The sequence below is a fragment of the Virgibacillus sp. 7505 genome (assembly GCF_002272135.1).
In the GTDB taxonomy this organism is placed as follows: Bacteria; Bacillota; Bacilli; order Bacillales; family Amphibacillaceae; genus Terribacillus.
In genome coordinates, this window is record NZ_NPBF01000066.1 from 1 (window position 1) to 404 (window position 404).

At 43.8% G+C, this 404-nt stretch carries 1 pseudogene; it reads left to right on the forward strand.

Annotation, left to right across the window (positions count from 1 at the left end):
- Positions 1–404, forward strand: a pseudogene (locus CHH91_RS17920) (IS21 family transposase); the annotation flags it as partial.

Consider the following 404-nt stretch of genomic DNA (forward strand, 5'->3'; position numbering starts at 1 on the left):
GTCCCACTGGGGACTTATCAAAATAGGAGTGAGAATCTTGTGTGGATTGAAATAAGGGAAGAAGATCACAACGCCCTGATCATCCGCAAAGAAGCAAATGGTGAAGTGATTGCCGAGCATAGGATCAGCTCTGAAAAGGGAAAGCTGATTCAAAACCGTCACCATACTCGTGATCGCTCCAAAGGTGTGGAAGAGTTTAAACAACGTCTCCTCTCTCACTTTAAAGATCAGGTTCAGGCAGCTGCCTATTTAGATGAGATTAGCCAAAGATACCCGAGGTATCGGAGAGATCAGTTTACAATTATTCATAAGGTGAGCCAACAATACCCGGCTATAATTGATACTGTTTTGGCCAAGTGCACGACAGAAAAGCTTTACAATGCGAATGACTTTCGCGATATCGC